Origin of the sequence: Actinopolymorpha singaporensis, assembly GCF_900104745.1 — a bacterium.
GTDB lineage: Bacteria > Actinomycetota > Actinomycetes > Propionibacteriales > Actinopolymorphaceae > Actinopolymorpha > Actinopolymorpha singaporensis.
The window spans coordinates 3,284,682-3,310,073 of sequence record NZ_LT629732.1 but is presented as its reverse complement, the minus strand read 5'-3'; the positions used below and the strand labels follow the sequence as shown (position 1 = coordinate 3,310,073).

General features: G+C 71.7%; 25 protein-coding genes. 10 read left to right on the top strand and 15 right to left on the bottom strand.

From position 1 onward, the window contains the following. Positions 1–422 precede the first annotated feature (422 nt). Positions 423–674 (top strand): hypothetical protein, encoded by a 252-nt coding sequence (locus tag BLU27_RS15045; RefSeq protein ID WP_206744614.1) that lies wholly within the window; start codon positions 423–425, stop codon positions 672–674. Positions 675–751: 77 nt separating this feature from the next. On the opposite strand, the gene BLU27_RS15040 is transcribed toward BLU27_RS15045, so the two are convergent. The 6 genes from BLU27_RS15040 to BLU27_RS15015 all read right to left on the bottom strand — a co-directional run bounded on the left by BLU27_RS15040 (position 752) and on the right by BLU27_RS15015 (position 5,468). Then, complete coding sequence (locus tag BLU27_RS15040; protein ID WP_092654338.1) at positions 752–1,024, bottom strand: DUF3039 domain-containing protein; 273 nt, start codon at positions 1,022–1,024, stop codon at positions 752–754. 72 nt (positions 1,025–1,096) lie between these two features. Then, positions 1,097–1,660 carry a YqgE/AlgH family protein gene (locus BLU27_RS15035; RefSeq protein ID WP_092654337.1) on the bottom strand — a complete coding sequence of 188 codons (564 nt, stop codon included), beginning with the start codon at positions 1,658–1,660 and terminating at the stop codon, positions 1,097–1,099. Positions 1,661–1,664: 4 nt separating this feature from the next. Then, on the bottom strand, positions 1,665–2,135 hold the full coding sequence (locus BLU27_RS15030; protein ID WP_092654336.1) for a VanZ family protein: 471 nt from the start codon (positions 2,133–2,135) through the stop codon (positions 1,665–1,667). Next, a complete protein-coding gene (locus BLU27_RS15025) occupies positions 2,135–3,529 on the bottom strand; it encodes an NAD-dependent malic enzyme (protein ID WP_092654335.1) in 1,395 nt (464 codons plus the stop codon). The genes BLU27_RS15030 and BLU27_RS15025 overlap by 1 nt, the downstream gene beginning before the upstream one ends. A 101-nt stretch (positions 3,530–3,630) precedes the next feature. Continuing rightward, positions 3,631–4,419, bottom strand: coding sequence for an ABC transporter permease (locus BLU27_RS15020; RefSeq protein WP_092654334.1), 789 nt, complete (start codon positions 4,417–4,419; stop codon positions 3,631–3,633). Continuing rightward, positions 4,416–5,468 carry an ATP-binding cassette domain-containing protein gene (locus BLU27_RS15015; RefSeq protein ID WP_092654333.1) on the bottom strand — a complete coding sequence of 351 codons (1,053 nt, stop codon included), beginning with the start codon at positions 5,466–5,468 and terminating at the stop codon, positions 4,416–4,418. The genes BLU27_RS15020 and BLU27_RS15015 overlap by 4 nt, the downstream gene beginning before the upstream one ends. Positions 5,469–5,915: 447 nt before the next feature. Here BLU27_RS15015 and srmL point away from each other — a divergent pair, with 447 nt between their 5' ends. Further along, entirely contained in the window at positions 5,916–7,064 is a 1,149-nt protein-coding gene (gene srmL, locus BLU27_RS15010) for a PheS-related mystery ligase SrmL (RefSeq protein WP_092654332.1), read from the top strand. 15 nt (positions 7,065–7,079) lie between these two features. On the opposite strand, the gene BLU27_RS15005 is transcribed toward srmL, so the two are convergent. The 4 genes from BLU27_RS15005 to BLU27_RS30445 form a co-directional block, all read right to left on the bottom strand. Continuing rightward, positions 7,080–8,366: an MFS transporter gene (locus tag BLU27_RS15005; protein WP_092654311.1), complete on the bottom strand. Its 1,287-nt coding sequence runs from the start codon at positions 8,364–8,366 to the stop codon at positions 7,080–7,082. Between the two features lie 62 nt (positions 8,367–8,428). Next, a complete protein-coding gene (locus tag BLU27_RS15000; protein WP_092657731.1) occupies positions 8,429–9,097 on the bottom strand; it encodes a DUF1707 and DUF4870 domain-containing protein in 669 nt (222 codons plus the stop codon). Positions 9,098–9,223: 126 nt separating this feature from the next. Next, complete coding sequence (locus BLU27_RS14995) at positions 9,224–10,303, bottom strand: alpha/beta hydrolase (RefSeq protein ID WP_092654309.1); 1,080 nt, start codon at positions 10,301–10,303, stop codon at positions 9,224–9,226. A gap of 319 nt (positions 10,304–10,622) precedes the next feature. Then, complete coding sequence (locus BLU27_RS30445; protein ID WP_092654307.1) at positions 10,623–11,453, bottom strand: histidine kinase; 831 nt, start codon at positions 11,451–11,453, stop codon at positions 10,623–10,625. Between the two features lie 433 nt (positions 11,454–11,886). On the opposite strand from BLU27_RS30445, the gene BLU27_RS14985 reads away from it, so the two are divergent. Then, positions 11,887–12,738: an NAD-dependent epimerase/dehydratase family protein gene (locus BLU27_RS14985; RefSeq protein WP_092654305.1), complete on the top strand. Its 852-nt coding sequence runs from the start codon at positions 11,887–11,889 to the stop codon at positions 12,736–12,738. Between the two features lie 40 nt (positions 12,739–12,778). Here the strand turns inward: BLU27_RS14985 and BLU27_RS14980 are convergent, their stop codons facing one another. Further along, complete coding sequence (locus BLU27_RS14980; protein WP_092654303.1) at positions 12,779–13,744, bottom strand: LLM class F420-dependent oxidoreductase; 966 nt, start codon at positions 13,742–13,744, stop codon at positions 12,779–12,781. Between the two features lie 766 nt (positions 13,745–14,510). Here BLU27_RS14980 and BLU27_RS14975 point away from each other — a divergent pair. Both BLU27_RS14975 and BLU27_RS14970 read left to right on the top strand, forming a co-directional pair. Then, positions 14,511–15,875, top strand: a complete 1,365-nt coding sequence (locus BLU27_RS14975; RefSeq protein WP_172804956.1) for a glycosyltransferase — start codon at positions 14,511–14,513, stop codon at positions 15,873–15,875. 109 nt (positions 15,876–15,984) lie between these two features. Next, complete coding sequence (locus tag BLU27_RS14970) at positions 15,985–17,757, top strand: sulfatase (protein WP_092654299.1); 1,773 nt, start codon at positions 15,985–15,987, stop codon at positions 17,755–17,757. An 11-nt stretch (positions 17,758–17,768) separates the two neighbouring features. Here BLU27_RS14970 and BLU27_RS14965 read toward each other — a convergent pair whose 3' ends face one another. After that, on the bottom strand, positions 17,769–19,007 hold the full coding sequence (locus BLU27_RS14965; protein ID WP_092657729.1) for an esterase-like activity of phytase family protein: 1,239 nt from the start codon (positions 19,005–19,007) through the stop codon (positions 17,769–17,771). A 571-nt stretch (positions 19,008–19,578) separates the two neighbouring features. Between BLU27_RS14965 and BLU27_RS14960 the strand changes: the two genes are divergently transcribed. Beyond that, a complete protein-coding gene (locus tag BLU27_RS14960) occupies positions 19,579–20,229 on the top strand; it encodes an HdeD family acid-resistance protein (protein ID WP_241827435.1) in 651 nt (216 codons plus the stop codon). Between the two features lie 314 nt (positions 20,230–20,543). On the opposite strand, the gene BLU27_RS14955 is transcribed toward BLU27_RS14960, so the two are convergent. Continuing rightward, positions 20,544–21,164 (bottom strand): HdeD family acid-resistance protein, encoded by a 621-nt coding sequence (locus BLU27_RS14955; protein ID WP_092654297.1) that lies wholly within the window; start codon positions 21,162–21,164, stop codon positions 20,544–20,546. Positions 21,165–21,687: 523 nt separating this feature from the next. Here BLU27_RS14955 and BLU27_RS14950 point away from each other — a divergent pair. After that, positions 21,688–22,002, top strand: a complete 315-nt coding sequence (locus tag BLU27_RS14950; protein WP_157728545.1) for a flavodoxin domain-containing protein — start codon at positions 21,688–21,690, stop codon at positions 22,000–22,002. Between the two features lie 23 nt (positions 22,003–22,025). Then, on the top strand, positions 22,026–22,547 hold the full coding sequence (locus BLU27_RS14945) for a flavodoxin domain-containing protein (protein ID WP_092654293.1): 522 nt from the start codon (positions 22,026–22,028) through the stop codon (positions 22,545–22,547). A 9-nt stretch (positions 22,548–22,556) separates the two neighbouring features. On the opposite strand, the gene BLU27_RS14940 is transcribed toward BLU27_RS14945, so the two are convergent. Beyond that, a complete protein-coding gene (locus tag BLU27_RS14940) occupies positions 22,557–23,132 on the bottom strand; it encodes a hypothetical protein (protein ID WP_092654291.1) in 576 nt (191 codons plus the stop codon). A gap of 142 nt (positions 23,133–23,274) precedes the next feature. On the opposite strand from BLU27_RS14940, the gene BLU27_RS14935 reads away from it, so the two are divergent. Then, positions 23,275–23,868, top strand: a complete 594-nt coding sequence (locus tag BLU27_RS14935) for a TetR/AcrR family transcriptional regulator (protein ID WP_092654289.1) — start codon at positions 23,275–23,277, stop codon at positions 23,866–23,868. A gap of 13 nt (positions 23,869–23,881) precedes the next feature. Here BLU27_RS14935 and BLU27_RS14930 read toward each other — a convergent pair whose 3' ends face one another. Continuing rightward, a complete protein-coding gene (locus tag BLU27_RS14930; protein WP_172804955.1) occupies positions 23,882–24,784 on the bottom strand; it encodes an MBL fold metallo-hydrolase in 903 nt (300 codons plus the stop codon). An 81-nt stretch (positions 24,785–24,865) separates the two neighbouring features. Here BLU27_RS14930 and BLU27_RS14925 point away from each other — a divergent pair, with 81 nt between their 5' ends. Continuing rightward, positions 24,866–25,297: a MarR family winged helix-turn-helix transcriptional regulator gene (locus BLU27_RS14925; RefSeq protein WP_092654287.1), complete on the top strand. Its 432-nt coding sequence runs from the start codon at positions 24,866–24,868 to the stop codon at positions 25,295–25,297. Positions 25,298–25,392: the final 95 nt, after the last annotated feature.

Below are 25,392 nucleotides of genomic sequence, written 5' to 3'. Positions count from 1 at the left end.
ATCGCCGATCGTTTCGGGCCAGGCCCACACGCAACCGGACAACACCCCAGGTGGTAGGACGAACGGCGTGTCTGACGGGTCGGCTCGTCATGGTTTCGGTGGGTATGAGGTCCTTCTCCCGTTATCGATCGGTCACCGAACTGTGAGCGTGTCCGCCGCCCAGGCTTGACCAATCCGTAACCATCGCGAAACTCCAAGTGGGGAATATCGACCGCAGTGCCAGGTGCCGGCGCGCTCGGAATCGGGGGCGCGCGCCGGCACTCGGCGTGGGCCGAACAGGGTCCGTGCAGGAGTCGTACAGGGTCGAACAGGGGCGACGAGGAGCAGCGATGGTCGATGGCGACGGGTCCACTTCGGACGGTCGGCAGGTTCCGATCCCCCAGCGAGGGCTGGTGGAAACCGCCCGTAGGCTCGTCGGCCACGTGGCGTCCCGCCTGCCCGGCCTGGATGCCGACCTCGGGCAGCGCAACGCCTGGGAAGCGGTGTGTGCCGACCTCCAGCGCCGTCAGCAGTGGAACGACGTCGTCGAACTCGCCGTGAACGCCGGTCGGCGCCCGGCGCGGCGCCGGCACACGCCACCCACGCAGCGCTCGACTCCCCCGTCGGCGGGTACGCCCGCCTCCGCCCGCGCAGCCACCCGCACACCAGAGACCTCGGGGCGGAACCAGTCCTGACCCCGCCGGGCGGGGAAACACCGGGCGGCCGGTCTCCGCCGAGCGGGACCGGCCGGTCGGCGGATCAGGTCAGCGGATCAGTCGTCGCCCTCGCCGTCACCGCCACCGGGCGGGAGACCTTCCCAGATCTCCTTGCACTCGGGGCAGACGGGGAACCTCTCGGGGTCGCGGCTGGGCACCCAGACCTTGCCGCACAGCGCGATCACGGGCGTGCCCGTGACCATGGCCTCGACAAGCTTCTCCTTGGGTACGTAGTGGGAGAACCGCTCGTGATCGCCGTCGTCACCGTGTGAGGGCACCGTGCGGGTGTCCTCGACGGTCTGCGCACCGGGGCTCAGTTGCGTACTCACCCGGCGAAGTCTAGACGTTCCCCTCCCCTGCGCACAGCCTCCGGCCATGATCGACCAGGCAGCCCGGCCGGGTCAGTTCAGGGACGGGTCCTCGGGGAACGTCGCCACCAGGGCGAGCTCGTCCGGCTGCCGTCGAAGCACCCGCCGCCACAGACCTTCCGGGTCGGTGGTGAACGCGTCGCCGGGCTCGGCGTCCACGACGTACCAGCCGCCCTCCTTGACCTCGGCCTCCAGCTGGCCGGGCGACCACCCGGCGTAACCGGCGAACATCCGCATGGCACGGATCCCGCCGGCCAGCAGCTCCGGAGGGGTGTCCAGGTCGACCAGGCCGAGGTGCCCGTGCAGCCGCCGCCACCCGAGCGGCTCGGCCTCGCCGTCGGCAGGCACCTCCGCCAGCGCCAGCGCGGAGTCGGTGGCCACCGGCCCGCCGTGGAAGAGCACGTCCGGCGGGCAGACCAGGTCGCTCCACTGGGCGAGGACGGAGGTGACCGGCAGCTCGCTGGGACGGTTGACCAGCACCCCGAGGGCACCGTCGTGGTCGTGGTCGAGGACCAGGACGACGCCACGGGCGAAGTTGGAGTCGGTCAGCGCGGGCGTCGCTACCAGCAACTGCCCGGTGTAGTAGTCCCCGGTCATGTCCTCATGATCCCGCGTCCGGAGCCGTCGTACGAGCGTCACCGCCGTCCCGGGCCGGCAGATCCTCGGCGGCGGACCCGTCCGTCCCCGCGGACCTCCTGGTCACCGCGGACTCCCTGGCAGCGAAACGGCGACCGGCCCGGGCAAGGGCCAGGCCCAGCGTGATCCCGACCACGTCGGCGAGTACGTCGAACGGGTCGCCCTCACGCTGCGCCATCAGGGTTCCCTGGACGATCTCGCTGCCTACCGCGTTCAGGACGAGGATCCCGGCCAGCCAGCGCACCGGAACACCCGCCCGGCCGCCGGTCCAGGCGACCGAGGCGAAGGTCGCGAAATGCGCCAACTTGTCGGCATAGCTGAACGACAGGACCGGGCCGGGTTCGCTGGGCGCGTACAGGCCGTAGAGGTTGAGCACACACGCCAGCCCGAACGCCACCCACCACGCGACGCCGGCCGCCCCCGTGAGCCGGCGCATCAGTGGCTGGAGGCAGCCACCGCGTCGCGGACCGCGGCCGCGACCGCGCTGTGCACGTCCGGGTGGAAGACGCTCGGGATCACGTAGTTGACATTGAGCTGGTCCTCGGTGACGACGTTCGCGATCGCCTGGGCGGCGGCCAGCAACATGGTCTCGTCGACGTGGTGGCTCTGGGCGTCGAGCAGGCCACGGAAGACGCCGGGGAAGGCCAGCACATTGTTGATCTGGTTGGGGTAGTCGCTGCGGCCGGTGGCCACGACGCTGGCGTGCTCGCGGGCCTCCGCCGGGTCGACCTCGGGGTCGGGGTTGGCCAGCGCGAAGACGATCGCGCCCTTGTTCATGGTCGCCACGTCGGCTCCGGCCAGGACGTTGGGTGCGGAGACACCGACGAACACGTCGGCCCCGACGACCGCGCCGTGCAGGTCGCCCGCGTAACGCGCCTGGTTGGTGTGCTCGGCGATCCAGCGCAGCTCCGGCGACAGCCCCTCGCGGCCGGCGTGGATCACGCCGTCGATGTCGGCCACCAGGACGTCCTTGGCGCCGGCGGCGAGCAACAGCCGCAGGATCGCGCTCCCGGCCGCTCCCGCTCCCGACATCACGATCCGGACGTGGGCGAGATCCTTGCCGACGATCCGCAGGGCGTTGGTCAGCGCCGCCAGGACGACGATCGCGGTGCCGTGCTGATCGTCGTGGAACACCGGGATGTCGAGCAGGTCCCGCAGCCGGCGTTCGACCTCGAAGCAGCGCGGGGCGGAGATGTCCTCCAGGTTGATCCCGGCAAAGCCGGGGGCGATGCTGCGGACGACCTCCACGATCGTGTCGACGTCCTGGGTGTCCAGGCACAGCGGCCAGGCGTCGATGCCGGCGAACCGCTTGAACAGCGCCGCCTTGCCCTCCATCACCGGCAGCGCGGCGTGCGGGCCGATGTTGCCCAGGCCGAGAACGGCGGACCCGTCGCTGACCACGGCGACGGAGTTGCGCTTGATCGTCAGCCGGCGGGCGTCGTCGGGGTTGGCGGCGATCGCCATCGACACCCGGGCCACGCCCGGGGTGTAGATCATCGACAGGTCGTCGCGGTTGCGGATCGGGTGCTTGGCCTGCATCTCGATCTTGCCACCGAGGTGCATGAGGAAGGTGCGGTCGGACACCTTGTGGATCGCGACGCCGGCGACCTGGCGCAGCACCTCGACCAGACGGTCGGCGTGCGCGGTGTCCGTGGCGGCGCAGGTGACGTCGATCCGCAGCCGCTCGTGCCCGGAGGCGGTGACGTCGAGCGCGGTGATGGTGCCGCCCGCGTGCTCGACGGCGGCGGTGAGCTCACTGACCGCCCGTCCGCCGGCAGGTACCTCGAGTCGTACGGTGATGGAGTACGAAGCACTCGGCACCGAAGTCACGTCCGCTCCTCACGATCGCCCACGCGGTTCGAACGGCAGTGTCCGAACGGTCTCACTTTAGGCCCCGGCAGGCACCGGAGCACCGGGGCACCAGCGAGGGTTCAGGCGTCGCGCTTGTGGAACAGCGCCGTCGCGGCGGCGAGCAGGGCTGCCACCCACGCGGTGAAGGTGAGGCTGCTGACCAGGCGGCTCGGCTGGCCGACCAGCTGCGGTCCGTCGCCGCCCAGCTCCGTCATGGTCTGCGACATGGCGTTCCCGGCCGTGAAGGGCAGGTAGTTGACGTACTCCCGCAGCGACTCCAGCGCGGGGATCATGGTGAGTGCGCCGAGCAGCGGCTCCACCACCAGCGGGACGACGAAGAGCAGCACCATCGCCGCCGGCAGGCTCCGCAGCAGGGCGCCCAGGCCGAGGCCGAGCAGACCCCACAGCACGACGAAACCGAGGTAGCCACCCAACGCCGGCCCGACGGGCGCGTCGAACAGCGGCAGCGACTGGCCCGACAGCACCCGGGCCACCGCCCAGTTCAGCGCCACGCTGACCACGGCCACCACCAGCGACCAGCCGATCACCGTCACGGCCTTGGCGAGCACGAGCGAGCCACGCCGGGGCACGGCGGTCAGGGTGGGCAGGATCGTGCCGTGACGGTACTCGTGGCCGAACGCGAACACCCCGATGATCCCCATGAACACCGCCGTGAACGGCAGCGGGCTGAACGCCGACCCGCCGGTGAGGATCACCCCGGCCGTCTCGGGCCTGATCGCGTTCTCCCGCCCGAAGTAGGCGACCACTCCGGCGACCGTGGCGCTCAGCAGCAGGGCCAGGGCGGTGAGCCAGTACGTGGAGCGGATGGTGCGGATCCGAATCCACTCGAACCGCAGTGCGTCGATCATCGAGACTCTCCGGAGGGCGGGGTGGCGGACGAGGACGAGGACGCGGGGGTGGCGGGCTGAACGAGCTGGGCGGCCACCTCCTGGGCTGCCGGGTTCTGGGCTGCCGGGTTCTGGGCTGCCGGATTCTGGACGCTCGCCTGGCCGAGCTGGGCGACGTACTCCTCAGAACCGCCGGTCGCCTCCAGGAAGGCCTCCTCCAGCGTCGCGGTCCGGGTGGTGAGCTCGTGCAGGACCACGCCGGCGGAGAACGCCAGCTCGCCCACCTCGGCCTGGTCCAGGCCGTTGACCACCAGGCTGCCGTCGCCCTGGGACTCGGCCGGCACCTGCCGCGCGCGCAGCGCCTCGACCAGTCTGTCGGCCTGCGGTGTGCGGACGATCACGGCGGTGTGGGAGGCCTTGCGTACGAAGTCCTGGACCTCCCCGGCGGCGATCAGCCGGCCGCGGCCGATCACCACCAGCCGGTCGGCCATCAGCCCCATCTCGGCCAGCAGGTGGCTGGAGACGAACACCGTGCGCCCGGTGGAGGCGAAGGACTTCAGGAAGTTGCGCAGCCAGGTGATGCCCTGCGGGTCCAGCCCGTTGGCCGGCTCGTCGAGGATCAGGGTGTGCGGGTCGCCGAGCAGCGCGCTGGCCAGGCCCAGCCGCTGTCCCATACCGAGAGAGAACGTCTTCGGCCTGCGGCCGGCGACGTCGGTCAGCCCGACGTGGTCGAGGACGACATCGACCCGCTGCCGGGGAATGCCGTTGGCGGCCGCCAGCATCGCCAGGTGGTTGCGGGCGGTGCGGGTCGGGTGGAACGCCTTCGCCTCCAGCACCGCGCCGACTTGCCGCATCGGGTGGGTGAGCCGGGAGTACGGCTGGCCGTCGAAGCGGGTCTGCCCGCCGCCGTGGTCAAGGCCGAGCATCAGCCGCATGGTGGTGGACTTGCCCGCACCGTTGGGGCCGAGGAAGCCGGTCACCACGCCGGGTTCGACGGTGAACGACAGATCGTCCACCGCGCGTTTCCCGCCGTAGGTCTTGGTGAGGTTCCTCGCCTCGATTCGTCCCACGGATGCCTCCCGACACCTTGGTTCGCACAGCTGGCCTGCTGGCGTCCCCAACCGTAGGCGGTGGGCAACCCTGCGGCGTGACCCGCCGGGTGGAGTTTGCCCACCTCGATGTCCGCCCTGAGGAGGAGATCGACCTCCTCAGGCTCTCGTCGGACCTGGCTCGGACTCGTTCGGACCTCGCCTGTGGAGGCCATGGCGGTACGCGGTCTCGGGCGCGTACCTTTGTCCGCATGGGCGTACCCGGGCAGCGATTTCCCCGCCCCGGCCGGCACCGCGGTGCCGTCGGGGTGGAGTGCCGGGCATGCCCGGGTGCCGCGTTCGCCTGAACGCGAACCACCGGGCGCCGTCGGCGGCGTTCTCCTCGGTGGATCTCCTCGCGGCCGGTCGGGGTGTGTGAGTCCCTTCACTCCGTTCCCCACCGCGAACGATCCTTCGAGGAGTACTCCGATGTCGATTCTTTCGCCCGCGCAGCTGCGAGCCTGTCTCTCGATCCGTGACCTGTCCGACCCGGCACAGGGCCCGCACGCCCTGCAACTCGTGGTCGACGACCTGGCCGCCGCCCTGGGTTCGGCCTGGGACGCCGAGGTCCGCGTCGTACGGTCCTCTCCCGTCGTCTCCCTCGCCGACAACTACGACAACCTGGGTTACGCCGCCGATGCCGTGACCCGCGAGGAGCGCTACACCCGCTACGTCGACGCCGGTCACGTGCTGCGCAGCCACAGCAGCGCGATGGTCCCGGGCGCTCTCCGCCGGCTGGCCGCCGAGGGCGAGGCCGGTCCCGACGGGTCACCGGCCGACGTGCTGCTGGTCTGTCCCGGCATGTGTTACCGGCGGGACAGCATCGACTGGCAGCACACGGGCACGCCGCACCAGCTCGACCTGTGGCGGATTCGCCGCGACCGGCCCTGCACCGACCCCGACCTCGGCGAGATGATCGGGCGGGTGGTGGAGGCGGCGCTCCCGGGCAGTCGCTGGCGCACCGAACCGAAGGTCCACCCCTACACCGAACACGGCCGTCAGATCGACGTGTGGTGGCAGGGTCGCTGGGTGGAGATCGGCGAGTGCGGGCTGGCCGCGCCCGGTGTGCTGGCCGGCGCCGGACTGCCCGTACCCACCTGGAGCGGCCTGGCGATGGGACTCGGGCTGGACCGGCTGCTGATGCTCGGCAAGGGCGTCCCGGACATCCGGCTGTTGCGGTCGGCCGACCCCCGGGTGGCCGGCCAGATGCTCGATCGGTCGGCGTACCGCCCCGTCTCCCACCAGCCGCCGGTACGCCGCGACCTGTCCGTCGTGGTGGATGCCGACGTGGACACGTCGGCCGAACTGCTCGGCGACCGGGTGCGTTCGGCCCTGGGTGCGGACGCCGACGTCGTGGAGACCGTCGAGGTGCTGGCCGAGACGTCGTACGACGACCTGCCCGAGGTCGCGCGGACCCGGCTGGGTATTGCGCCGGGCCAGCGGAACGTGCTGGTCCGGCTGGTGGTCCGCGCACTGGACCGCACCCTCACCGACGCCGACGCCAACCGGTTGCGGGACCGGGTCTACGCCGCACTCCACCAGGGCGCCGTCTCGGAGTGGGCGGCCGCGGGGCGCTGACGCGGGCGGCGGCTGTCAGCCGTCGATGTTGGCCGGGCCGTGGGCGCGGGCGGCGGTCTGGTCCGCGGCTCGCGGCCCGGCTCGCTCGCCACTGCCCTTCCCGCCACCGGAATCGTCGCCACCGGCCGCCCCGCGCAGCAGCCCGGCCGCGACGAAGATGAGCGCCACGAACGCAAGCGGGATGACCAGCGCCCAGGTCAGACCGGTCCGGTGGGCGACGGCGCCGATCGCGACCGGGCCGAGGACCGCGCCCAGATAGCCCGCCGACACCACCGGGCCGAGGACCGACACGCGGTTCCTCGTCCCGGTGTTGCCGGCAGCGCTGAACACGACAGGGACCGCCGGCCCGATCCCGAACCCGGCGACGGCGAAGCCCACCAGCGCGACCATCGGCCCGGGCGCGAGCAGGAAGACGGCGTACCCCAGCGCACCCAGCGCGGCACCGGCGCGCGCCACCACCACCGGGCCGTACCTCGCACCCACCCGGTCCGCGATCAGCCTGGACGCCGTCATCGCGCCGGAGAACACCGAAAGGCCGAGCGCGGCCAGCCCGACGGAGGCGCCGAGGCTCTCGTTCAGGTAGACAGCGCTCCAGTCGGCGATCGCCCCCTCGCCGAGGAACGAGCCGAACCCCATCGCCGCCATCATCACGACCACGACCACGGGCACCGGCGGCCGCCGCCCGCCGGGCACCTCCACGTGGTGGCCGGTGACCGCCGCCTCCTGGTCGGGGCGCAGCAGGCGGGTGAGAAACGGCGCACTGGCCAGCGCGCAGACCGCTCCGGCCACGATGAAGTGCACGCGGACGTCCACGCCCTCCCGGGCCACCAGCGCCGCGATCGCCGAGCCCACCATCGAGCCGAGGCTCCACAGCCCGTGGAAGCCGGACATGATCGGCCGGCCGTACAGCCTCTCGACCGCCACGGCGTGTGCGTTCATCGCCACGTCCAGCATCCCGCCGATCAGGCCGAGCACGGCCAGCGCGGCGGTCAGCGTCACCAGGTCGGTGGCGAACGCCGGGGCAACCAGTGCGACGGCCTGCACCGGCACGAGGATGCGCATCGCCAGGCCGGTGCGACCGGCCCGCTCCATCCGGCCGGTCAGCCTGGTGCCCACCAGCAGGCCGACCGCGAGGCCGCCGAGCGCGATTCCGAGGGCGCCGTTGTCGAGGTGGAGTGCCTGCTTGATGGAGGGGATCCGGGGAGCCCAGGTCGCGAAGACGGCCGCGTGGACGAGGAACGTCACGGCCACCGCGAGGCGGGCCCGGCGTACCTCCGGCGGCGGTGCGGGTGCGCGCGTCACCCGTCGACCCTACGGGGTGGGTCCCCCTCTCCCACTCTGCAGGCCGTACGCGCGCCTCCGCCCTATTTGAGCAGGCGAACCGCCCAGGGGTAGCGCCAGCGGTTCCCGCACAGCGACGACATCCCCGCGATGCCCGACAGCAACATCCAGGCCAGGACCAGCGGGACGTACATCACCGCTGCAATCCCGAACGTGATGCCGCTCAGGATCCCGATCGCGATGCACGCGCCGAGGAAGCTGAGCTGGAAGTTGGTCGCCTCGGTGGCCTGCTGGCGTACGAAAGCCGACCGCTGGCCCGCCGTCGCCGCGATCACGAGCGGCCCGACGAACAGCGTGGGTACGCCCGACCAGTGGGCGAGCAGTGCCAGGGATCGGTCCGACCCGCTCGGCATCGCGCCCGGGCGACCGGTCGGCACGCGCGGAGCCTGGGCCGTGCTCGAAGTGCCCCACGTGCTCGATGCGCCTGCGTCCGGCAACGGAAGCCCGCGCAGTGCGTGAGCGAGGTCGGCGCGGTCGACCGCGGCCAGTGCGCCGCCCACCCGAAGGTCGAGTTCGGTGTGGTCGATCCGGCCCTCGGCGTAGGCCGCCTGCAGCATCTCCACGGCTCGCTCACGTTCGGCGTCGCCTATCCGCAGCGATCCCCCCGGCGAGGTCTGCTGCGGTGAGCCGTACTGCGGTGAGCCGGGCTGCGAGGAGCTGTGCCCTGAAGAGAAGGCAGTTCCAGCGTTCATGGGGTCGATGATTGCCGTCCGCGCGGCGTCCTCCATCGGGGTAAGTCCCTGACCGCTCCCCCAACCGACCCTGGCGTACGCCAGCCGGATCCCGGCGACGCCCGGCCGACCCTGGTGTACGCCCTGCTACGCGGGAGGCCGCGGGGGCGCCGCCGGCGTGACCGCGGCCTCGTGGCCGAGCGCGATCCGCACCAGGTTGCGCAACGACTCGGTGCCGGGAGTGAGGTAGCCACTGTGGCCGCGGGCGCCCGTGGTGGCGAAGACCTTGGCGCCGAACGAGGGCGCCACCGGGCTCGGCCCATGGCCGTAGTCGCCGACGCGTACGAACGGGACGTACCTGATCGGGTCACCGGCGGCGAGTCCCGCCCAGACCCGGGCGGTGTGCGTCAGGCTGGACGCGGTGCGGTGCCGCACCCCCGGACTGCCGAACACCGCGATGTCGTCGACCTGACGGGGCAGGTGGCTGAGGCCGCACACCACCGAGCCGTAACTGTGGCAGAAGAGCCCGATCGGGGCCGAGGTGTACGCCGACAGGCCGGCGAGGAACCGCTGCAGCCGGCCCGCGCCCACCCGGGCCAGACTGCCCTGCATCGCGGCGGCCCCGGCGTCGACCGGAGTGGCGTATCCGGCCCAGGCGATCACCGCCAACCGGGTGCCCGGGTCCTGGCGTTCGGCCTCCGCGCGCATGGCGCGGGCACCGGCGGCAATTCCGCCGGGCTCGTCCAGGTGGTACAGGTCCGCGCCCGCGCCGGGCACCAGCACGGCCACCCGGTCCGCGGTCGCCAGATCGCCGAACACCTCGACGGCGAGACCGCGTTCGCGGGGGTCGAGCGCGAGGATCTGCCGGTCGCGCAGGTCCAGCACGCCGCGCCAGACACCGGACCTGGCCACCTCGTGCCGGTTGGCGGCGTACCGCATGACAGGGGGTGCGCCGTCCAGGTTGCCGACCACGGCGGGGTAGCGCGCGGCCAGTCGGTTCCGCTCCGCGGCGGGCAACCCGGCGAAGTATGCCGCCACCGAGGCCGGCGACGTTCCGGTGAGGCTGGGCAGTGGGCGCCCGTCGAAGGAGGCCTGCTGCCAGGCCGCCGAGCCCGGGAGATCGGGCCGGGTGCTGGTCGCGCCGGCGGGGGTGATGGCGGGCCCCGCGCCGGTCAGTGCCGTCAGCGCGGCCAGGGTCGCGAGCACGATCCGCCGGGATCGAACCATCCGCTCGTCGTTCCTTCCATTCCGGCGTCACCTACGTGCCAGCCGTTGAGTAAGACCGCACAGATGCGGAACGGAGCGAACGGTGGCATACCGCGCCCCAGTCTGCCGCGTCAGCCGCGACGCCTCCCCAGACTAGGCGAACCGGCTGGGCGAGCCTTCTGGGGTACCGCGGCTCGTTCCGTACCGGACGACTCATGCCCGCCGAAGGCGCACGTCATCCCAGGTGTTCCTACGGTCCGTGGTGTCCGGACCTGGCCTGGCCGCTGGGCTGGTCCCTGGCCTGGCCACTGTGTTGGTCCGGGCGGATCCTGGGCCGGGGTCACCGGCGTTCCTGGTCGGCGCCGGCGGTGACCAGGCCGCTCTCGTACGCGAAGATCACCGCCTGCGCCCGGTCACGCAGGTCGAGCTTGGTGAAGATGCGGCCGATGTGGGTCTTCGCCGACGGCAGGCCGGCAAGACGGTACTCGGCGGTGGACGCCTGCACCACGATCACCGACATGTGGTGGGCCACGATGTCGTGCATCTCCCGGGCGATCCGGGCACGCTCCTCCAGCAGCATCCGCCGGGCGCGTTCCTCGGCGGACAGGCGTTCCTCCGCGAGCAGCCGCGCCCGCATCCGGGTCCTGATCCGCAACCCGACGCCGGCGACGAGTGCCAGCGCCGACGTCAGTACGAACAACGTCACGTCCGGGCCGGTGTCCAGCCGCGGGTCGCCGGTCTGCGCCATCACGGCGAACGTCGCGCAGGCAAGCGCCCAGGCGACTGCCGCGACGTGGGGAGGGCGCCGCCAGGCCAGCACCACCTGGACGACGAGGTAGGCGATCAGGGCCGGCGGCAGGAGCGGCCACGGCTCGGAGGAGTCGACGGGTACGACGAGCAGCGGCGCCACGACCAGTGTCGGCGCGTACACACACCAGGCGACGAGCGGCCGGCGCACCGCGACCGGCAGCGGGACCACCTGCCACAGCGCGACGAACACGCCCACGGCCCCCGGTGCGTCGACCCGGTAGTTGGTGCTGGTGAACACCGCCCCGGAGGCGCCCAGCACCGTCGCGAGCGTGACCGCGCCCACCAACGGGGCGACCCTGGCCACGACCGAGCGGCCGGCACCCTGGTGGGCTTCGGCCGGCGGATCCGTGGGAGTGGTCACAGCCGTCCAGCGTAGGTTCCCGGACCGACATCGCGGATCACACCAGGGTGTGACTCTCCGACTGCCTCTCCCCGCCGGGGCCAGCGCCAGGACCGGTCTCCCGTACGACGCGACGGCGCCGACCTCCCATCTACCTTCTCGCCGACCGGCGGCCGAAGGCGGTGCCGCTCCAGCGACGGGAGACGTCATGCGAACCGCGTCCGACCCACTCGTGACCGAGACCTTCGTGTCCGGCAAGGCGCCCGCCGTCAACGCCAGGTTGCGCCGCCTGCGCGTGGATCTGGGGCCCGGCCGACCCGATCCACTCCGGGACGGACGACCCGATGGTCTTCTTCACCCCCCGGCCCACTCCGTTCCTCCCGCGCAGGAATCGGTCGCGGACCCGGCTCGCGTCGGCCCCGCGGAACCGAGATGATGCGGTGGACGCCGGTTCGTGGCGTCCGTCAGGCGCCCACCGGGCGCCGGCACCGACTTCGGGGAGGTCTGCATGCGGGTACTCGTCATCGGCGGCTCCGGGATGGTGGGTGGGCTGGTCCTTCCCTACCTCGCCGAGCGGCACGACCTCCGCGTGTTCGACCTGAAGCCGCCGCGCCCGGACGTCGACGTCGAATACGTCGCCGGTGACCTGCGCGACGTCGCCGCGGTGTCCCGGGCCGTCGAAGGTGTCGACGCGGTGGTCTTCATGGCGATGGGGCCGATGGCCGGATGGGGCAGTCTCGACAACGCCCGCGCGCACTTCGAGGTCGCGGTGCCCGGCCTGCACGTGGCCTTGCGGGCCGCGTACGAGGCCGGGGTCACGCACGCGGTCTACACCAGCAGCATGTCGGTGTATGCCGAGCCGGCCGTGGACGACCCGGGCGCCGAGGACACCCCGCGGGACGACACGGTCTCGATCAGCCCGGGGGTGCCCGGACGCGACCGCTACCCCGACGAGTCCACCCCACCGGACGCGACCGACTTCTACGGCCTCGCCAAGCGGCTCGGCGAGGAGGTCTGCCGCAACGCCGCGGAGGTGTACGGCATGAGCGTGGTGGCGCTGCGGCTGTGCCACCCGGTCGCCGACGCCGAGTTCCCGCGTACGGACCACCCGCGCGCCCGGCTGATCTGCACCTCCGCGCGGGACGTCGCAAGGGCCCTGCTGGCGGGGCTGGACCGGCGCGGCCACGGCTTCGAGCCGTTCGCGATCAGCGGCGACGGCGCCGAGCGGCTGGTCCCGATGGCCAAGGCGCGGGAGGTGCTGGGCTGGACGCCGCTGGACAGCACCGACCAGCCCGACCCCGCCTGACGACCGGCCGGACCCGCAGTAGCCGCCCGGCCGGTGCGGCTCACAGCTCCCGCAGGGCCGGCAGCAGTTCCTTGTTGGCCCAGGCGACGAAGTCCTCCTGGTGGTCACCGCCGACCTGAACCAGCGCCACGTGCGTGTAGCCGGCGTCGACGTACGCCTTGATCGCCTCCACGTGCGTGGCGACGTCCGGACCGCACGGGATCTGCTCGGACACGTCGTCGGGCTTCACGAACTGCGTCGCCATCTCGAACGCCGTCGGCCCGGGCAGCTCGGAGTTGACCTTCCACCCGCCGGCGAACCAGCGGAACTGCTCGTGGGCGCGGCGCTTGGCGGCCTCGGCGTCGGTGTCGTAACACACCGGGATCTGGCCGATACGCGGCTTGCCGGTGCCGCCGAACTCGTCGAACATCTTCCCTAGCTCCGGTTTCGGCTCGGTGGCGATCAGCGCGTCACCGTAGTTGGCGGCGATGCGCACCGACTGCGGCCCGGAGGCCGCCACCCCGATCTTCGGCGGTGTGGGCGGAAGGTCCCAGAGTTTGGCCGACTCGACCTTGAAGTGCTCGCCGTCGTACCGGAGATATCCGCCGTCCCACAGCTCGCGGATGATCTCGATCGCCTCGGTCAGCATCTCGTGTCGGACGTCGACCGGAGGCCAGCCGCCGCCGACGACGTGCTCGTTGAGGTTCTCCCCCGCGCCGAGGCCCAGGGTGAACCGCCCCTCGCTGAGCAGCGCGACCGTGGCGGCCTTCTGTGCGACGACCGCCGGGTGGTAGCGCCTGATCGGGCAGGTGACGTACGTCATCAGCGGGATCCGCGAGGTGGCCTGGGCGACCGCCCCCAGCACCGACCACGCATAGGCGGAGTGGCCCTGTGCGTCCAGCCAGGGGAAGTAGTGGTCGCTCATCACCGCGAAGTCGAAGCCGGCCTCCTCGGCCAGGCACGCGTCGCGTACGAGCTGGGTCGGGCCGGCCTGCTCGCACATCATCGTGTAGCCGAACTCCACCATGGTCGCTCCTCGTCGGTTCGGGCCGGGTGTCACCGGGTCTTCGCGCCTGTGGGACCTAACCTTCCCGGGACGCGCCGCCGAACACGTGCCGTCCGGACCGGCGGCCGCCGCTCACCCGCTCACCCCCCGCCGCTCACCCGCTCACCCCCCGCCGCTCTGCTCCCGCGTAGCCCCGCTCCCATGTCGCCCTGATCACATGCCGCACAGTGACGCCGGCCATCTGCCCCGCGCATGTTCGGCCCGATCCGTCATCGCGCGCCTGCGAACAACCGGGACTCCTGGTAGGAAGGGCGGCAATGATGGCAATACCGGTAAGACCAGACCTGCAGCCCGCACGCGGCTCGCAACCCAGCCGTCCAGGCCGGGCGCACCCGGAGGTAGGTGCGCGCCGGTACCTGTGGGCCGACGGTGGGATCTCCCACGCGTACGGCTAGCCCCGACGACACGAGCCGAACCAGTTGCTCCGGCGCCTTCGCGGCGCCCCGCCACCGCGGCGAGTACCGCGGAAGATTCACACGACCCGACGCCTGAGCGGCAGGCGGAGGCACCACGAGGTGTCTCCGGCCGTGTCCGCTGAGCCGCAGTCAGGTCCTGGCCGGTCGCTTCGACAGCGCGCCCGTCGACCGACGTCGACCGCGGCGCCCGGCGACCACACCGGCACACGATCACCGCGGGGGGCGGTCTTCGAGCTCCGGCGGCGCTGCCGCCTGCTCTCTATACCTAGGAAACGCCTGCAATGCCTGATGTCCGCACCGCCGTCCGTCGCATGACGGTCACCGCTTTGCTGATCTTCTCCGCTGCCGCGGCTCTGACCATGTCCCGGTGGCTGCACCACGGCCTCGCGAGCGTGTACGGCTTCGCCGTCTTCAGCATCCTCGGCACCAAGCTGCTGTTGTCGCTGCTGCCGGCGAGGCGGTGGCCGAAGCCGAACCCGCGCCGCCGGATCGGCGCGATCGTCACGATCTACAACGAGGACCCGAACCTGCTGCGCTCCTGCCTGGACTCGCTGCTGGCCCAGTCGTACCCACTGCGCCGGATCGTGGTCGTCGACGACGCCTCCGAGGACCCGGCCGCGTTCGAGGTGGCCAGGGAGTACGCCGCGGTCCACGACCGGATCAGCGTGTTCCGCCAGCCGGAGAACCTCGGCAAGCGGCACGGGCTCGCGGTCGGCTTCCGGGCGATGGCCGGGGAGGTGGACGTCTTCGTGTGCGTCGACTCCGACTCCGTGCTCGAACCCACGGCGGTGTACGAGGGCCTGCGGCCGTTCGGACGCCGGCGGGTCACCGCCACCACCGGGCTGGTTCTCCCCCTGAACCACGACCACAACGTGCTGACCCGGATGCAGGACGTGCGATACGCGAACGCCTTCCTCGGTGAGCGGGCGGCGTACTCCCGGTTCGGCTCGGTGCTGTGCGTGTGCGGGATCCTCGCCTTCTACCGTGCGGACGTCGTACTCCGGCATCTCGACGACTTCCTCAGCCAGGAGTTCCTCGGCAAGCCCGCGATCACCGGCGACGACCGGAGGATGACGAACTACTGCCTGAGCGAGGGCCGGGTGGTGTTCGTGGAGTCGGCGATCGCGCACACTGCCGTACCCGAGCGCTTCAACCACTTCGTCCGCCAGCAGGCCCGGTGGGGCAGGTCGTTCTTCCGCGAGTCCCTCTGGGTCCTCGGCAGCCTGTCCCCCACCAGGCCCGCGTGGTGGCTCACCCTGCTCGAACTCGCGCAGTGGGCGGTCTTCTCGTCCATCCTGCTGTACGTCCTGGTGGTGCACACGGTGCTGACCGGGGAGGTCCTCGTCCTGCACTACCTGTGGTTCGTGGGGCTGATGTCGCTGGCGCGGTCGGTGCGCTACTTCGACGTACGCCGGGGGGGTCAGAGCGTCTGGTCGCGGTTCCTTACGTTCGCGACGTCGCCGCTGTACGGGTACGTCAACCTGCTGGTGATGCTGCCGCTGCGGTTCTGGTCCCTGCTCACTCTGCGCTCCACCGGGTGGGGCACCCGGGCGCGGGTGGAGGTGGCACTGCGCCGGAAGCCGGAGCGGGAGCCCGAGCCGGTGCCCGAGCCGGAGCGGGCGCAGCCGAGGCGGGAGCGGCCGGTGAGGGAACGCGAGTACGTCGACGCCGCCTGACGCATCGGTCGCGACCCGGCCTCGGTGGCCGCTGCGGGCCGGCCTCTGCGCCGGTGCCGGCCCGCGTCGCGCCGGGCGTGTTGTCCGCGCCGGCTGGTAGGAAGGTCCGGTGAAGGCGATCCTGGTGCTCTTCGACACGCTCAACCGCCGCTTCCTGCCGCCCTACGGCAACGACTGGGTGCACGCACCCAACTTCTCCCGGCTGGCGCGGCGGTCCGCGACGTTCGACCGGTGCTACGGCGGAAGCATGCCGTGCATCCCGGCCCGCCGTGAGCTGCACACCGGCCGGTACAACTTCCTGCACCGTGACTGGGGCCCGCTGGAACCCTTCGACGACTCGATGCCGCAGCTGCTGGGCGAGCACGGCGTCTACACCCACCTGGCCAGCGACCACCAGCACTACTGGGAGGACGGCGGCGCGACCTACCACGGCCGCTACGACTCCTGGGAGTTCTTCCGCGGGCAGGAAGGCGACGCGTGGAAGGGCCAGGTGGCCGACCCGCACGTGCCCGACAGCCCCAAGATCAACCGCGGCGCGACCTGGCGGCAGGACTGGATCAACCGCGAGCACCTGCGCCAGGAGGAGGACCATCCGCAAAGCCGCACCTTCGACGCGGGGATCGAGTTCCTCGACACCAACCACGCGCAGGACAACTGGTTCCTGCACCTGGAGACGTTCGACCCGCACGAGCCGTTCTTCACGTACAAGCAGTACAAGGACCTCTACCCGCACGCCTACGCCGGGCCACACCACGACTGGCCCGACTACAAGCGGGTGACCGAGCGGCCCGAGGTGGTCGAGCACGTGCGCTTCGAGTACGCCGCGCTGCTCAGCATGTGCGACCACTCGCTGGGCCGGGTGCTGGACGCGATGGACGCCCACGACATGTGGTCGGACACCATGCTGATCGTGGCCACCGACCACGGGTTCCTGCTCGGCGAGCACGGCTGGTGGGGCAAGAACGCCCAGCCGTGGTACGACGAGAACATCCACAACCCCTTGTTCGTCTGGGATCCGCGCGCACCGCACGCGGCCGGGCAACGCCGGTCCAGCCTGGTGCAGACGATCGACATCGCGCCCACCCTGCTGGACCACTTCGGCGTGCAGCGCCCGCCGGACATGCACGGCGTGCCGCTGGGGGCGACGGTCGCGGGCGACACGCCCGTGCGTGAGGTGGGGTTGTTCGGCAGCTTCGGCGGCCACGTCAACATCACCGACGGGCGGTACGTCTACATGCGGGCGTGCGCCGATCCGGCCAACGGCCCGCTTTACGGCTACACCCTCATGCCCACGCACATGCGCGAACGCTTCCGCGTCGACGAGTTGCGCGACGCCCAGCTCAGCCCGCCGTTCGGGTTCACGAAGGGCTGCCCGGTGCTCCGCGTGCCCGGAGAGCCGCTGGCCAACACCTATCTCCACGGCTCGATGCTGTTCGACCTCGACAACGACCCGCACCAGGACGACCCGCTGGTCGACGACGAGGTGGAGACCCGCCTGGCCGGGCTGATGGTGGAGCTGATGCGGGCCGAGGAGGCGCCACCGGAGCAGTTCGCCCGGCTGGGACTGCCGACCGCCGGCGACGTCGGACCGGAGCATCTGCTGCTGCGCCGCCAGCGCGAGCAGGTGCGGCGGGCGACCACGCCGCTGCCGGAGCCGGAGGAGTTCCCCGCCGGGCGGCACACGCTCACCTCGCCGGTGGCCGAGCTGCTGGCCGACCCGGGCGCGGTCGCGTCGATGGAGTCGGCCGTGCCCGGCCTGCTGGACAATCCGCGGGTCGCCACCCTCGGCCACCTGTCCCTGCGCGAGCTCGCCGCGGTGGCCCCCGGTGTGCTCGACGGCGAACGCCTGCGGCGGCTGGCGCAGGCACTGGCTACCAGCTGACCTCCGCGGGGTCAGCTCGGGGACCAGCGCGGGATCGCGAGCGCCACCACCTGGGTCACCTGGGTGGGGTTGAAGTTGTCGTCGGACACGAACACCAGCGTCCGCTCACCGCTCGGCAGCCGCGGCCCCCAGGCCATCCCCTCCAGGTTGTCGACATGCGGGAGGCCGGCGTTGGCGGGGTCGGCGAAGTCCACCACCAGCCGCTTGCGCACCGGCCGGTACCCGCCGTCGGCCAGACTGTGCCGCCGGAGCACGTTCGTCGCGCCGCGGTCGTCGACCTCGTACAGCCGGATGGTGTTGCCCACTCCGGCGGCGTAGGAGCGTTCCAGGACGAGGTAGCGGTGCCGGTCGACGGCCAGTAGCTCGCTGACGCCGTTGTCGGCAGAGGCGGTGGGCGGGTTCGGCGCCACCGGGATCGGGTCGAGAGGGTACGCCAGCTGGCGGAACGCGCGGCCGGTGCGCTTGTCGTACCACGTCAGCCGGGTGACCGCGCCGTGGTCGATGGTCGGCAGCGGGCCGTCCTGGTAGAGCGGACCCTCCATCGACGTCACCAGCCGGCGCCCGTCAGTGGTGAGGGTCATTCCCTCGAACGTCGCGTTCGCCCGTGGTCCCACCTCATCGGCGCGCATCGCCAGGACGGCCGGGCCGGTGAACTGGCGTACGTACTTACCGTCCAACGTCGCCTGGCGTACCCACGGGTCGATCAGCGCGGGCGCCGACCCGTTCGCGGGCACCACCCGCTTGCCCTCGCTGGTCCAGTACAGACTTCCGTCGTGAGGGTCGACGCGGACCGACTCCGGGTCGGCCACCTCCGGGTCGTCGCTCGCGAACGGCGGGAAGAGCGAGCCGTCGGAGCGTTCGAGTGCGGTGGCGCCGGTGAACCCGATCTGCCCGACCCCGGCGTCGGAGATGTCGAACCGGGCGGTGAACATCCGCACCGGGCCGTCCTCGGAGTCGTCGGACAGGAGGTACCACCGACCGGTGCGCGGGTCGCGGTCGATGCCGGACAGCTCTCCGACGGACAGGCCGCCGACGACCAGCCCCTTCGGCACGGTTCGCACCCCGAGCAGCCGCGGCGTACCGAGCACCGGATCCGCGCGGCCGGTATGGACGGCGGGCGCCGCTGCCGCGACTGGCTGAGCGTTCGGCGCGGCGTTCGGCGCGGTGGTGGCGGAGCCGGCGGTGAGCGCGACGCCGAGCAGCGGCGCGACCAACGCGGCGGACAGGACGAGTGCGGATTGCCTACCCATGCGCACCATCCAACGCGATCCTGCCCGATCCGACCATTCCCGACGGCGCAGGTTGGCCAGGAGTTCGTCTTCGGCCGCGGATGCCTTCAATGGTCGCTGACCGCGCCCTCTGTTCGGTTCTAGCCCTGGACCTCAGTCGCCGGACCCGCTCGTAAAGGCGGGCGCGGGCCTGGTTCTGGCAGGGACACGAGGCGAGGCGACAACCCTCGGGCCGAAAGGAAGCCGTGAACGGGCTATCAGTCCAACAGCCACATCCGCTGCTGGCAACGCCAACCAACCGGCCGCGTGAGCGGTACGGGAATCCCCAGACTTCAGTCCGGGAGGATGTCAATTCACCCGATCAGGATGAGCCGCCGACGGATCGTGGGAGACATCGTTCACCTGTACGCCGGACCGGCGTGCGCGAAGCGGAAGGCCGTCCAGGTGTGCCGCGGCACAGCCGGACCCGACCCAAGGGGTGGAGATGTCAGGCGAATCCCCAGAGACCCCCCAGCGCCCGCAGCGCGGGGCTCCCACGGCACAGGGCGCGCAGATTCCGGAGCAGGCGCCGCAAGGAACCAGAGCCGAGGACATGGGCACCCGGGAGGCCCGGGAAGCCCGGATGGGTGGCGAGGCGCCGGCGATGGAGATGGCGGAGTCGGTCAGCAAGCTGTGGTGGCTCTACCTCGCTGTAGGCGTGCTGTGGACGTTGTACGGCATGCTCCTGTTGAGCCTGCGCCCGGCCGCGGTGGTCTCGCTGGCCATCCTGGCCGGCATCGCGTTCATCCTCGGCGGCATCTCGCAGTTCATGCATGCCTCGCGGGCGGACAACTGGCGCTGGCTGTGGATCGTGGGTGGTGTCCTCGGCGTCGGGGCCGGGATCGCCGCGATCGTGTGGCCGGGGCCGACGTTGTTCGTGCTCTCGGTCTTCGTGGCGTGGTATCTCGTGATCAGCGGAATCTTCACGCTCGTCGCCAGCCTGGCCTCGGTCGGGCGGCACCTGTGGTGGGTCGGCCTCATCCTCGGTGCCCTGGAGATCGTGCTGGGCATGTGGGCGATCAGCTCGCCCGGTCGCCAGGTGCTGCTCCTGGTCAACCTGATCGGGATCGGCATGATCCTGTACGGCGTCACGGAGATCTTCGCGGCGTTCAGCGTCCGCAAGCTCCCCGAACTCGTCGGACAGGCCCAGGCCGCCGGTGGCCGGGGCCGCATCCCGGGGCAGGGGCGGTCGGCGCCGGCCTGAGCCGAGCCGGACGAGGAGCCTGGTCCCGTACTGACCGGATCGACACGGATCGACACCGGCTCAGTGCGGGATCAGGCTCTTCACGCCGATGATGATGGCCAGCCCCAGGACAAGGTTGACGAACGCCGACAGCACGATGACCGAACGACCTGCGCCGGCCTCGGCGGTCGCGATCACCGCCCAGAAACCCCACCGGCCACCGCGACCACGAGCGCCAGCCAGCTTGGCCCGCCCCGGCTCCGGCCACGACCGAACCGGCGAGCAGGGAGCCGTACACCGCGCCGGTGTAGTCGGCCCGCGGCGTACGAACCGGTTCAGCCGCCTGCGGCGACGCCACTGTCGGCCCGGTCCCGGTCCGCCGGGCGGGCGGTCCTGGCGTTCCGGACCTGGAACGCCTGCACGATGGTCAGAGCGCCGAGGACAGTCGCGTAGCAGCCGAGGACGTCGGCGGTCACGGTGAGGGAGGCCTCGGGGTACGACAGCACCGCGATGCTCGCCGCGATCGCGAGCAGCCCGCCCAGCATCGCCGGGCCGCGCCCCGGCCGCGCCCGGCCCACGAACTCCGACAGGGCCGCGATCACCCCCGCCACCAGCCAGAACAGCCCGGCCACCAGCCCGAGCGCGGCCACCGTGCCGCCGACCCCGCGGACCAGCAGGACACCCACGACCAGCGCCTCGATGCCGAGCAGCGCCACCAACACGCGGCGGCCGCCGTCCACGTCGGGCGCCGCCATCGCCCGGAGCAGGTGGCACAAGCCGTACAGCAGGATCTGCGCGCCGAGCAGGACGCCGATCATCCTCGTCGACGCGCCGGGCCAGCCGGCCGGAGTCACGTGAAGCCGAGCGACCACGGCGGCACCGAGCACGAGGCTCGCGCAGCCGAGGAAGAGGATGGCCCCCCAGCTGTCCCCGAGAGCGAGCAGGACGGTGGCCACGCCACGGCTGGGGATACTGCCGCTCGGCCGGCTGGTCCCCCGACCTACTCCGCGCCGGCTTCGACCGCTGCGCGAACCGGTTCGCCTGCCGTCGCCCGCCCGGTGCGATGGAACGCCCGGCGCCGGGGCGGGCACCTCAGGCGGTTCCAGAGTCTGCGGCGGTTCCAGAGTCTGCGGCGGTTCCAGAGTCTCCGGCGGGTCGGGAATCGGCGGGGATTCGGGCGCCGGCGGGGAGCCGTTGGGAGCGGAGCCTGCGGCGCTCGGGTCGGACGGCATCACTGCACTCCCCTCGGCCGGGCCGTGCCGGACCGGTCACTGGTCCCGCATCAGCAGGCTGACCAGTGAGGTCTGCCTCGACACCACCCGCCGGGGATGAACCCGCACCGTCCGGGTCGTGCCTTACCGGGCTGCCGACGGGACCTCCGCCCCTGTCCCGGTCGTACGGGCGCGGGGTCCCATGGTCGAAGGCACCGAGGTACGCGAGGTGTGCCGGAGCGTGCGGGAGTGGCGTGCGGGGAGGTGCATGGTGACGACGCGCGTGCTCGTGGCGTACGCGACCAGGAACCGCGCGACCGCCGGCATCGCCGATCGGATCGGCGCGGACCTGATCTCGGCCGGGTTGGAAGTACAGGTCGCCCCCGCGAAGGCAGCGCACACCGTCAAGGGGTACGACGCCTGCGTGCTCGGCAGCGCGATCTACGCCGGGCGCTCGCAACACGACGCCCGCCGGTTCGGCGACGAGCAGGCCATCGACTCCTGGGCACGCGAACTTGCCCGCGAGCTCGGCGCCGACGGGGCGCCGGCCGGCCGGCCGGCGCCCGACGAGCCTTCGTCCTGACCGGCCCGGATGGGGAGCGCACCATGGCTGTTGTCCTGATGGCGTACGCGAGCAGGAACGGCTCGACCCGCGGCATCGCCGAGCGCATCGCGGCGAGTCTCGACGAGTACGGCAACCAGGTCGAGGTGCACCCGGTGGACCGGGCGCCGGAGGTCGACGGGTACGACGCGGCCGTGCTCGGGTGCGGGGTGTACGGCGGCGCCTGGCCGACCGAGGCCCAGGCGTACGTACGACGCAACCAGGCCGCGCTCGTGTGCCGGCCGGTGTGGTTGTTCAGCGTCGGTCTCGGCCCGGCTGCCGCGGAGCAGGGCTTCCGGTTCGCCGGCATGCTCGCGGGCGAGAACCCCAAGGTGGTCGGGCAGTTCAGCGACACGATCGGACCGCGCGACCACCACGTCTTCGCCGGTGCGATCCAGCCCGGGCACCTGTCACGGATGGGCCGGCTGTTCTACCGGGGGATTCGCGGCAAGTACGGCGACTTCCGCGACTGGAAGGACGTCGACGCCTGGTCGGACACCATCGCCCGCCAGCTCGCCGACGACTAGCCGGGGAGCTCAGCGGGCCGCAGGGGCCTGCGCCCGGCTCCGCGTGGTTCGTTCGGCGAGGCGGGCGAGGTTGCGCAGCTGTGCCCGCATCATCACCAGGTCGCCCCAGCCGAGCAGGGACTGGCGTACCCAGGCGGCGGGATGGCGCGCTTCCGGCAGGACGAGCTTGACCAGCAGGCGGGTCTCCTCCTCACCCGACTTCGCGCTCTCGTTCGGGCGAACCGCGTAGGTGACCGCCAGCTCGCCGAACATCCGCCGGCCCGCTGGGTCGGTCAGCACCAACGTGACGTCGCGGTCGTAGGTGAAGTCGACCAGGGTGAAGATCCGCATGAACGGCTGGCCGCTCTCGAGGTGGTCGAGCCCTGGCGTGAGATCGCGCGGACTGCGCCGGCCGGCGTTGTCGACGAAGTCGTAGCTGTATGGCGCAACCCTCAGTTGACACAGCCACCGGAAGACCGTGGGCCTGTCGGCCCGCACCGTCACGGCCCGGAACAACGACGTCGTGCGTCCGGTGAAGTATCCGTCGCACGGGTGGTCGGCCGCCAGCTCCTCCGGCCGCGCACCCCACACCTCCGGCAACCTCATGTCGTCCCCTCCAGCGCTCGGAACCTGTTTTGGAGACTGTACTCCAAAACTTTTCGCCACTGGAGGGATGTCTCCAAAATGGTCGTCGCCCTCCCTGCCTCCTCGCGACCAGGCCCGGTCCCGGCCCCCTACACTCACCCGCATGGGCAGACCACCTCGCCACGACGTCGACGGGCTACTGGACGCCGCGGCCACCCTGGTCGCCGACGCGGGCCCGCGCGCCGTCACGGTCGCCGCGGTCGCCCGGGCGGCCGGAGCACCCAGCGGCTCTGTCTACCACCGCTTCCCCGGGCGCCCGGCGTTGCTCGCCGCACTGTGGTTGCGTTCCCTGGAAAGGTTCCAGGCCGGTTTCCTGGTCGCGGTCGAGCAGGACACGCCGCTCGCCGCCGCACAGGCCGCCGCCCGGCATGTCGTCGCCTGGAGTCGCGCGAACCCCGCGGACGCGACGATCCTGCTCTACGCCGCCGCCGACTTCGACGCACCCGAATGGCCCGAGGAGGACCGCGACCGGCATCGCCGCGGCAACCGCCAGGTGACTCGTGCCGTTGGCGAGATCGGTCGCGGGCTGGGCCGTACCTCCGACCGCGACAAGGATTTGGTACGGATGGCCATCGTTGACCTGCCGTACTCCGTCGTACGCCGCCACTACCGCTCCGGGCAGCGAATCCCGCGCCACGCCGAGGATCTCGCCGCCGAGTGCGCGGCCACCCTGCTCCGCAGGGACTCCACCTCCTGACCCCGGGCGGCCGTCACGGCTCCTCGGTCGCGACGGGCAGCCACGACGACTGCTCGCCGTCGGGACGGACGCGGCCGAAGACCACATCGGCGAAATGGTTCCCGTAGCCGATGGTGTCAGGACGGCTCAGCTCGGCCACGAGGTCGCGGCGGCGTACAGCACCGAGGTGGCGGTCGTGGTCGTTGACGGCCGACCATTCCGGATGCGCCACCTGGATCGGCGAGTGCATGGCGTCGCCGAACGCCACGACCCGCTGCTCGCCGGCGGTGATGACGTACACCGTGTGGCCGGCAGTGTGGCCGCCGGTCACCCGAGCGAGTACGCCGGGAAAGATCTCCTCGCCGTCGGTCACCGTTCGCACCCGCGGCGCCAGTGCGGCAAGGATCTCCGGAGTGGTGCCGTCCGCCTCGGCCAGGTGGCGCTGCCTCCACTCCGGCTCCGCTACCAGACAGTCGGCGTGAGCGAGCACGGGCGCGTCCCCCGTTCCGGGAGCGGGCTGCCAGGCCCAGCCGAGATGGTCGGTGTGCAGGTGGGTGACGGCGACAGCCTCGATCGTGGCCGGATCACGTCCGATCGCAGCCAGGTTGTCCAGCAGAGCACCGGACGTGATGGCGCCGATCGGGCCGCCCGGTGTCGCCGGCAGCGAGTGCGGGCCGAAGCCCGCGTCGATCAGCAGGGCGCGTCCGTCGCGTTCCACCAGCAGCGCGCCGAGACCGGCGACGAGGTCGCCGGTCTCGGCGAGGTACTCAGGATGGGCCGCCCAGACCTCGTCGGTCGTGTCGGGCAGCCAGCCACGTGGACGCAGTTGCGCCGTACCGTCCGGAACGTAGGTCAGCGTCGTGTCGCCGAGCCGCAGCGAACGGAGGCGGGGCGGTTGGTGAAGCCGGTCGCGGTCGACGGGAAGCGTGGTAGTCATGATCCCGACCGTAAGCTTCCAACTTGAATCATTCAAGCTCCCGATCATTCAGGCTTGACGTATCGAGCTAGGGTGAGCCCCATGAAGCCGAAGCCTCCTGAGCAGCAGGTCACCGCCGAACGTGAGCTGTGCGGCTTGGTCAACGGCTTGGCCCACCAGATCGACGAGCACGTACGCGATCGCGCAGCCAGGCTTGGCCTCACCGCGGCACAGGCGACCGCGCTGCGCGAGCTGACCGGCCCGATGACCATGCGCGGTCTCGCCGAGCGGATGGGCTGCGAGCCGTCCAACGCGACGTTCGTGGTCGACAAGCTGGAGGCACAGGGCCTGATCCAACGCCGGCCGCACCCCACCGACCGCCGCGCCAAGCAGCTCGAACTCACCGTCAGGGGCGGCAAGCTGCGCGGGCAGCTGCTGGACCTCCTCGTGGAGGACTCGCCGCTCGCGGCCCTCTCCCCCAGGCAACAGGACGCCCTGCACGATCTGCTGGAGCGCGCCCTCACCCGCCGCTGACCTGCCGTCCGCCCCTGCAGCCTGGGTCTAGGTTTCCCGCATGCAACCAGCGGTTGACACGGCCGACCAGTCAAGCCGGGAGCATCTCGCGAGTC

What these genes read in the sequence shown, in the direction of transcription:
- BLU27_RS14940 (WP_092654291.1), bottom strand. Translation starts at nt 23,132, where the DNA reads ATGAGGTTGCCGGAGGTGTGGGGTGCGCGGCCGGAGGAGCTGGCGGCC.
- BLU27_RS15035 (WP_092654337.1), bottom strand. Translation starts at nt 1,660, where the DNA reads ATGACCGGGGACTACTACACCGGGCAGTTGCTGGTAGCGACGCCCGCG.
- BLU27_RS14960 (WP_241827435.1), top strand. Translation starts at nt 19,579, where the DNA reads ATGGGCACCCGGGAGGCCCGGGAAGCCCGGATGGGTGGCGAGGCGCCG.
- BLU27_RS14945 (WP_092654293.1), top strand. Translation starts at nt 22,026, where the DNA reads ATGGCTGTTGTCCTGATGGCGTACGCGAGCAGGAACGGCTCGACCCGC.
- srmL (WP_092654332.1), top strand. Translation starts at nt 5,916, where the DNA reads ATGTCGATTCTTTCGCCCGCGCAGCTGCGAGCCTGTCTCTCGATCCGT.
- BLU27_RS14925 (WP_092654287.1), top strand. Translation starts at nt 24,866, where the DNA reads ATGAAGCCGAAGCCTCCTGAGCAGCAGGTCACCGCCGAACGTGAGCTG.
- BLU27_RS14995 (WP_092654309.1), bottom strand. Translation starts at nt 10,303, where the DNA reads ATGGTTCGATCCCGGCGGATCGTGCTCGCGACCCTGGCCGCGCTGACG.
- BLU27_RS14965 (WP_092657729.1), bottom strand. Translation starts at nt 19,007, where the DNA reads ATGGGTAGGCAATCCGCACTCGTCCTGTCCGCCGCGTTGGTCGCGCCG.
- BLU27_RS15020 (WP_092654334.1), bottom strand. Translation starts at nt 4,419, where the DNA reads ATGATCGACGCACTGCGGTTCGAGTGGATTCGGATCCGCACCATCCGC.
- BLU27_RS15030 (WP_092654336.1), bottom strand. Translation starts at nt 2,135, where the DNA reads ATGCGCCGGCTCACGGGGGCGGCCGGCGTCGCGTGGTGGGTGGCGTTC.
- BLU27_RS14980 (WP_092654303.1), bottom strand. Translation starts at nt 13,744, where the DNA reads ATGGTGGAGTTCGGCTACACGATGATGTGCGAGCAGGCCGGCCCGACC.
- BLU27_RS15000 (WP_092657731.1), bottom strand. Translation starts at nt 9,097, where the DNA reads ATGAACGCTGGAACTGCCTTCTCTTCAGGGCACAGCTCCTCGCAGCCC.
- BLU27_RS14935 (WP_092654289.1), top strand. Translation starts at nt 23,275, where the DNA reads ATGGGCAGACCACCTCGCCACGACGTCGACGGGCTACTGGACGCCGCG.
- BLU27_RS14930 (WP_172804955.1), bottom strand. Translation starts at nt 24,784, where the DNA reads ATGACTACCACGCTTCCCGTCGACCGCGACCGGCTTCACCAACCGCCC.
- BLU27_RS14950 (WP_157728545.1), top strand. Translation starts at nt 21,688, where the DNA reads ATGGTGACGACGCGCGTGCTCGTGGCGTACGCGACCAGGAACCGCGCG.
- BLU27_RS14975 (WP_172804956.1), top strand. Translation starts at nt 14,511, where the DNA reads ATGACGGTCACCGCTTTGCTGATCTTCTCCGCTGCCGCGGCTCTGACC.